Origin of the sequence: Streptomyces sp. NPDC006265 (genome assembly GCF_040613555.1) — a bacterium.
Taxonomy (GTDB): domain Bacteria; phylum Actinomycetota; class Actinomycetes; order Streptomycetales; family Streptomycetaceae; genus Streptomyces.
The window spans coordinates 1-1,099 of record NZ_JBEXSH010001519.1; the positions used below are offsets into that span (position 1 = coordinate 1).

The 1,099-nt window shown below is 64.1% G+C and carries 2 protein-coding genes; both read left to right on the forward strand.

Translation table 11 applies throughout. The annotated features are described in order from the left end of the window. Positions 1-264: 264 nt before the first annotated feature. Entirely contained in the window at positions 265-594 is a 330-nt protein-coding gene (locus ABZ281_RS50315; protein WP_356665634.1) for an EthD domain-containing protein, read from the forward strand. A 149-nt stretch (positions 595-743) separates the two neighbouring features. After that, positions 744-974 (forward strand): hypothetical protein, encoded by a 231-nt coding sequence (locus ABZ281_RS50320; protein WP_356665636.1) that lies wholly within the window; start codon positions 744-746, stop codon positions 972-974. The last annotated feature ends 125 nt before the right edge of the window (positions 975-1,099 follow it).

The window sequence follows — 1,099 nt, forward strand, 5'->3', positions numbered from 1 at the left end:
TACGAGGCGGCCCTGGAGGCCGCTTCGTGAGCCCGCCACGCTCGCAGGAGCCGCGCTTCGGCACCACCCGTCGCAGAGCAGGCTTGCTGCCATGGACAACGCGCAGATCACCGATACCGCAGTCCCTGCCGCCGAGGGCCTGCCGTCAACGGTGGTGTGCACCCGACCGGTCCCGGCGCGCGTATCGGCGCATTCCCTGACTGGTGATACCGGGCCGGCGAATCGTCACTCATCGAACAGAAACGGACAGGCATCATGATCAAAATGGTCATCACGTTGAAGCGTCGCGAGGGCATGACTCATGACGAGTTCACCCACTACCAGCGGAACATCCACAGGCCGCTCCTCATGTCCATCCCGGAGGCGAAGCAGTACATCCGCCGATTCGTGGTGTCGTATCCCGTTCCCGCGCCGAACTGTCCCGAACCGGACTACGACTCGGTGGTCGAGACATGGTTCGACACGATGGACGACCTCAACGCGCTCTTCTCCTGCGAGAACTGGCTGAAGACCGTCGACCCGGACCACAAGAACTTCGTCGACCTGAACAGTTTTGGAAGCATCATCTCCGAAGAGGAGGTCGTCGTCGGCTGAGAGCCTGGGTGCCTGCCAGCAGGACGATCCGTATCTTCCACCCCAGGTGCACAGGTCAGAGCGCCGACGGGCCTCCGTCAGATGATCTCCTCCCCGGACTCCCGCCCACGACCAGCGCGAGCAACCCTAGAAGCGGTCACACCAGCCCTTTGACCTGCTACTTCAAGTTGGCGGAAGCTCACTGGACCCCACCGCACGCCTCCTGGCTCAACCAGGCCGAGCTGTTCTTCTCCGCCCTGACCCGCCGGGTCCTGCGATACGGCGACTTCGCCAGCCGTGACGACCTGATCGACAAACTGGATCGCTGCGCGATCAAGCACAACGACACCGCCAAGCCCTACCGCTGGACCTACGACGGCACCCCGCTCAAAGCAGCCTGATCAGCACCCCTCCACGAACTAACGCGGAGCGGCACTAGTGCCGCGACAGGCAACGTTCGCCCCGTCACGACGCCCGGCACGCTCCCCCAAGCTCTCGACTCCGCTCGAGCAGGGGGTACCCCCAC

What these genes read in the sequence shown, in the direction of transcription:
- ABZ281_RS50315 (WP_356665634.1), top strand. Translation starts at nt 265, where the DNA reads ATGGTCATCACGTTGAAGCGTCGCGAGGGCATGACTCATGACGAGTTC.